4 protein-coding genes are annotated in these 6,109 nt (G+C 71.7%); 3 read left to right on the plus strand and 1 reads right to left on the minus strand.

Translation table 11 applies throughout. The features are described from left to right. Window positions 1-73: 73 nt before the first annotated feature. Window positions 74-1,306, plus strand: a complete 1,233-nt coding sequence (wecB, locus tag G6R24_RS17230) for a non-hydrolyzing UDP-N-acetylglucosamine 2-epimerase (RefSeq protein ID WP_163550255.1) — start codon at window positions 74-76, stop codon at window positions 1,304-1,306. A 39-nt stretch (window positions 1,307-1,345) separates the two neighbouring features. Then, on the plus strand, window positions 1,346-1,870 hold the full coding sequence (locus tag G6R24_RS17235) for a hypothetical protein (protein WP_163550252.1): 525 nt from the start codon (window positions 1,346-1,348) through the stop codon (window positions 1,868-1,870). Window positions 1,871-1,890: 20 nt separating this feature from the next. On the opposite strand, the gene G6R24_RS17240 is transcribed toward G6R24_RS17235, so the two are convergent. Next, window positions 1,891-5,160: a tetratricopeptide repeat protein gene (locus tag G6R24_RS17240; protein ID WP_163550253.1), complete on the minus strand. Its 3,270-nt coding sequence runs from the start codon at window positions 5,158-5,160 to the stop codon at window positions 1,891-1,893. Window positions 5,161-5,536: 376 nt separating this feature from the next. Between G6R24_RS17240 and G6R24_RS17245 the strand changes: the two genes are divergently transcribed. After that, window positions 5,537-6,109: toll/interleukin-1 receptor domain-containing protein (locus tag G6R24_RS17245; protein WP_163550254.1), on the plus strand; the 573-nt coding region annotated here is incomplete at its 3' end.

The raw sequence follows: 6,109 nt of genomic DNA on the forward strand, positions 1-6,109 counted from the left end.
CGCCCAGCCCGACCACTTCGCGCAGCCCAGCCACGTCGGCTGGCGCGGTCACGTCGGCTGGTGGGGCGTCGGCATGACCGGATCCGGCTCCGTGCCGGCGCCGCGGTCGGGAGGCGGGCCCGGCGCCGCTTTCGGGCCGCGGCCCGGCACCGGGCCTGGTGATCCGTCCGACGTGCACGCTGTGGTGGTCGCCGGGGCACGGCCGAACTTCGTCAAGGCCAAACCGGTGCTGGACGCGCTTGAGAGCACGGGGATGCGTACCAGCTTCGTCCACACCGGGCAGCACTACGACGAGGCGATGAGCGGGGTGTTCTTCGCCGACCTCGATCTGCGGGCGCCCGACCATCATCTGGCGGCGGGATCCGGCTCGCACGCCGTGCAGACGGCCGCGGTGATGACCTCGTTCGAGACGCTGCTGGGCCGGCTGCGCCCCGACCTCGTCGTCGTGTTCGGTGACGTGAACTCGACGCTGGCCTGCGCACTGGTCGCCGCGAAGGCGGGGGTGCGGGCCGCGCATGTCGAGGCCGGGCTGCGCAGCGGGGACCGGTCGATGCCCGAGGAGATCAACCGGATCGTCACCGACCGGCTGTGCGACGACCTGTTCGCGACATCACCCGAGGCAGTGGAGCATCTGCTGCGCGAGGGGGTGCCGTCCGAGCAGGTTCATCTGGTCGGCAACGTCATGGTGGACACGTTGCTGGCCCGCCGCGAGGACGCCCTCGCCCGACCGATCCTGGCCGACCTTGGCCTGCGCCCCGGCGGTTACGGTCTGCTCACACTGCACCGGCCGGCGAACGTCGACGACCCGGCCACGCTCACCGGCCTGCTCGGCGCCCTCGGCGAGATCGCCACCCGCTGCCCACTGGTCTTCCCGGCCCATCCGCGCACCGCCGCGCAGCTGGCCGACCGGCTACCCGCGGGAATCCGCCTCCTTGGACCGGTCGGCTACCTCGACTCGATCGCGTTGCAGGCCGGCGCCCGCCTGGTGCTCACCGACTCCGGCGGCATCCAGGAGGAGAGCACCGTCCTCGGGGTGCCCTGCCTGACCCTGCGAGACACCACCGAACGTCCACTCACTGTCACCGAGGGCACGAACCGGGTTGTCGGCCGGGACCCCGCGGTGGTCATCGCCGCCGCCCGCGAAGCCCTCGAGCATCCCCCGCCGCCGCGCCGCCCCGCCCTGTGGGACGGCCACGCCGCCGAACGCATCGCCGCCGTCCTCGCCCGCACCCTGCCCGTCTCCGCACCACCCGCCGGTAACAGCGGCGAAAGCGGCCCGATCTCCCCCCTCACGCGGACGCGGTGAGAGGATTACCCGCAGTGCCCGTCTTGCGGAGGGATCGACATGTCGCAGGCTCCGTCCGACCCTGACCCCGAGGACTCGCCCAACGCGGAGTCCACGTCGCACGGTTCCGCGGAACCGCCGGCGCCGCCCTCGACGGACCGTCCGCCACTGCCACCCGTGGACTGGAACGCGACGCCGGCCGAACGCGAGCCGCTGCCACCCGTGAACTGGAACGCGGCGCCGGGTGAACGTCCACCGCTGCGCCCCGTGGACTGGGACGGCTCCTTCACCCGCACCTGGGCCAGCCGTGACGACCAGGAACTCACGAACCGCCTGTCCGCCCGGTACGACCTCGAGTCGGCCCAGCGGGAACTGGCGGAGCTGATGCGCAAACAAACCGATGAGGCAAACGCGCAGGCGGATGCGCGGGCACAGGAAGCGCGGGAGCGGGCAGCCGAGCAGGCTCGGGCGGAGGCCGATCCGCGGCAGCGCCTGTTCGACCGGATGGGAAAACTCGGACGTGTCTTCGATGAAGAGGACAACGGGAACGGCGCTGATCCGGGCGATTCATCTGGGCAGAGCTGATACCCTCTTCGAGGGTCTCATCAGCCGGGGGATTCGAAGTTGAACCGCGTGGTCCGGTGTTCGGGAGTCAGTGAGTAATCTGTCCTGTCCGGCCGTTCCAAGGCCGGCCGGCTGGCCGATTCGGCGAGAATTCTTCGGGCGCCGATGGTATCCGGATGAAACGGGCCATGTTCGCGCATGGCGTCGGTGAAGGTGGCGCGGTCCAACGGTGCCGCATCGGAGTGTCTTCCGGCCTGGCGATAGGTGTCGGCGAGCGCACTGCGTCCGGCTTTGGTGTCGGGATGGTCGGCACCGAAGATCTGGCCGCGAGTGGCGTAGACGCGTTCCGCGAGATCGACAGCCTCGGGTAGGCGGCCGGTTTCACGGCATACCTTGGCGAGGTCGGCAGCGGTACGCAACGTACGGGCATCGGCAGCGCCATCGGTCCGAGCATGGGCGACCAACTGCCGCTCCAGATGGTGGTAGGCCGCATCAGGACGGCCGGTATCACGGTAGTGCGATGCCAGCCGTTCTCGGGCGTCGAGCGCCTGGGGATGCATCGGGCCGAGGACGCGTTCGTGTCGGTCCAGAATGTGCTCCAGCTGCGGCGTTGCTTCTGTTTTTCTGCCATCGGCGATGTAGGCGGCGGCAAGCTGGCCGCGGCTTTGTATCGTCTCGGGATGGTCGGGGCCAAGAATACGGTCGCGTCCAGCCGCGCCTCGGTCAAACAGGGGAATGGCACGATCTGGTCGGCCGCCGGCAAGGTGCGCACGTCCGAGGAAGTCGGCACTCTCCAAGGAATTTGGATGGTCGGGGCCGAGAACGCGGTCGCGGCCAGTGAGCGCGCTCTCGAGTTCGCGGGTGGCTTCGTCACGCCGGCCTGCCTGAAGGTAGACAGCGCCGAGGTTGTGGTGGCTGTCGAGGGTGGCGGGGTGGTCTGGACCGAGGACGCGTTCGCGGGCCGCCAGGGTGGGTTCGGCGTGGGCGAGGGCGTCGTTGGTGGCGCCCATGCCTCGGTAGGTGACGGCGAGCTGGTGACGGGTGTCGAGGGTCTGGGGATGGTCGGGGCCGAGGATGCGGTCGCGGTCGATGATGGTGGGCCGTAGCAGGCGGACGGCGGCGTCGCTACGGCCGGCGTCGTCGAGAGCGGCGTCGAGGCGGTGGCGGCTTTCCAGGGTGTCGGGGTGGTAGCGGCCGAGGACACGGGTGCGGTCGGCCAGGTTCTGGGTGAGCAGGCTGTGCGCGTGCTCGTGCTCGTGGTAGCCGGCGCGCTGGTAGGTGCGGGCCAGGGTTTCCCGGCTGGTGAGGGTGTCGGGGTGATCCGGGCCGAGGACGCGGGCGCGGTCGGCGGCGTTGCGTTCGGCGAGGGGGCCGGCGACCCGGGGATCGTCGGCGTTGAGGGCGGCGCGCAGGTGGGTTTCGCGGGCGGCCAGGGTGTCGGGGTGATCCGGGCCGTCGAGGCGTTCGTAGGCGGAGACGGCGCGGGCGGCCAGGGGTTCGGCCTGGTGGGGCTGGCCCTGTTCGGTGAGGTAGGCGGCGCTGTGCTCGGCGAGCCAGGCGGTGTGCGCGGTGTCGGCCGCGGGCGGGGCGGCGTCCAGGGTGGCCAGTGCGTGGGGGAGCAGTGTGCGCCACGCGGGCCAGGCCTCGGGGGTCGCGGCGACGCGTTCGGGTAGCGCCGCGTGCAGCATCCGGCCCAGTGAGTCGACGATCTGGGCGGCCTGCTCGGGGCTGGTGTCGGCGCGGACGGCCGCGCGGACGAGGGTGTGCAGGCCGACCCCGGCCCGGTCGGAGTGGGCGAGGCCCACGCGTTGGAGGTCGGCGGCGAGATCGGCGAGTTCCAACGGGCCGCGGGCGCTCGTGCGCAGGTCGCCGCCGGCGATCGTCTCCGGGGCGAGCGCGGGCAGCCAGCTGGGCATCGGCACGGACGCGTCGGCGTGGGCGGCGTAGCGCAGCAGTTCACCGGCGGCGGGATGGTCGGCGTGCAACGTCCGTAGGGTCTCGTCCCACAGGGTGGCGACGGTGAGCCCGGGTCGTCCGGGGACCTCGCCCTGGCCGAGCAGGACCGCCGGGCGTGCCTCCAACGCCGCGAGGTAGACGGCGAGGGGAGCCTGACTCTCGCGGAGTCGGTGCGCGGCCTGGTCCAACGCCAGCGGATGATCCCCCAGCCGTTCGGCGATCCGTTCGGCCACCGCCACCTCGGCGGCGTCACCCCACCCGGCATCACCCCGATCGGCGTTGTCTCGGCCTGCGTCGCCCCGGCCGAGGCCGACGACGCGGTCGGAGAGCAGCGCCACCGACTCGGCGCGCGGCATCGGTCCGACCGGCAGCACGGCGCCCGCGTCATCCCAGGCGTCGGTGCGGGAGGTGACGAGGATGCGCCCCTCGCTGGACGACGGTCGCAGCCAGCCGGGCAGTGCGTCCGGGTCGGCGGCGTCGTCGAGGATGAGCAGCCACCGTCCGTCGGCGGCGTCCAACCGGTCCAGCACAGCCGAGGGGTCCGCGTGCGCGGGCAGACCGAGCGCCGGGGCGAGGCCGCGGATGCGGTCACCTACGCGGTCCGCGCGGCCGGCGGGCACCCACCAGACGGCGTCGAAATCCATCCGCTGCTGGCGGACGTACTCGACGGCCAGACTGGTCTTGCCGATCCCGGCGAGTCCGGTCACCGCGACCAGCCGGTTGCGCGCCATCGACTCGCCGAGGTGGCCCAGTTCCCGGGTGCGTCCGACGAAACGGGCCGCCGGCCGCGGCACATTCCAGACGGCGGGCAACTCGCCGGGGAACAGCACCTCGGCGCGGAACCGGGCCGTCCGGTCGATGGTCCTGGCCGATTCGGGATGACCGGTGGATGTGGAATCGCCGGTGGATTCGGTGGATTCGGGGTTTCCGGTGGTTTCGGGATTGTTCAGGGCCGTGAGGAGCAGGGCTCGGGCGGCCAGGGGGGTGCGTCCGACCAGGTCGAGGGGGACCTGCTGGCCGAGCAGGCCGGGAATCGGGCGGTCGCTGACCCGTGCGACGAGCAGTCTGCGTTCGCCACCGGCGATCCGCGGCGACCAGGCCGAACCCCATTCGGCCAATGCCTGCGGTGATTCCAGATAACCGTCGGAGACGACCGCGATGGTGTGCCGGGAATGCTGGAGGGAGTCGTTCAGCCAGGCGATCCGGTTCATTCCCGGAACCACGTCCCAGCTGTCCAGCCGCACCCGATGCCCGGCCTCCTCCAGGGTGTGGGCGATCCACTGCCCCCAGTCGTCCCCGTCCGGTGCGCAGGACACGAAGACGTCGAAAGCACGCCCATCGCCCCCGACTGTCACCCGAACAGGATGGCATAGTCACCCAAACCGGATCTCACCTCGCGGCCAGCGCCCCGTAGGGGTTGCCGTAGTAGCCGCCGAAAATCGGGCGGATATGGCTGACCGGCTCTGATCCGCGGACTGTCCGGCGTCTCCGGCACCCCTGTGCACTCCGCGTCAGGGGCCGGATCGGTGGATGCCAGGTGGGTGTGCTGTTGCGGGGTCCGCGGCCGCGAGACGCGGGCGGGTTCCGACGGTGTGGCCGCCCCGCCTGTTTCTGCTCCTGCCGGTCTGTGTCGGCGTGGGGAGGGGTGTAGCGGGGTGGCGGCCGGGGCCTGTTCGCTGTGCGGCGGGTTTGTGACGTTTCGTGGCGGTGGTGGTGGCAGGGTGGGTGGTTATGAGCGTGGGGGATCAGACGGCCGGCCACACCACACCACCACCACCGGCGGGTGGGGTGGATTTCTTCGTCTCGTACACGGGGGCGGATGAGGGGTGGGCGACGTGGGTCGCCGAGGTGCTGGAAGCCGCGGGTCAGGTGGTGCGGATCCAGGTGTGGGACTCCCCGGCGGGGGAGAACTTCGTGGTGTGGATCAGCGAGCAGATGGACGCTGCGGCGCGGACGGTCGCGGTCTGCTCACCGGCGTATTTCGTGTCGCACTGGTGCACCCAGGAATGGACCGGGGCGCTGGCCGGCCGGAAACTGACCCCGCTACGAGTCGCCGACTGTGCGATCCCGACGGTGCTGGGCATGATCGGCTACCGGGATCTGCACGGCGTCGACGAGCCCACCGCACGACGCCGGCTCCTCGAAGCGGTCGGGTTGGCCGCCCCGAACCGGGTCTCGGCCGGTTTCCCCGGCGGGGTACCAGGACAGGCCCCGGCGGTGGAGGTGCCGTTTCCCGGCCGGCTGCCCGCGGTGTGGGGGTCGGTGCCGGCGCGGAACCTGCTGTTCACCGGCCGCGGCCCTCTC

Source organism: Candidatus Frankia nodulisporulans, assembly GCF_902806475.1.
Taxonomy (GTDB): domain Bacteria; phylum Actinomycetota; class Actinomycetes; order Frankiales; family Frankiaceae; genus Frankia; species Frankia umida.

Excerpts from the sequence above, each read along its gene's own strand:
- wecB (WP_163550255.1), top strand. The coding sequence starts at position 74 with ATGACCGGATCCGGCTCCGTGCCGGCGCCGCGGTCGGGAGGCGGGCCC.
- G6R24_RS17235 (WP_163550252.1), top strand. The coding sequence starts at position 1,346 with ATGTCGCAGGCTCCGTCCGACCCTGACCCCGAGGACTCGCCCAACGCG.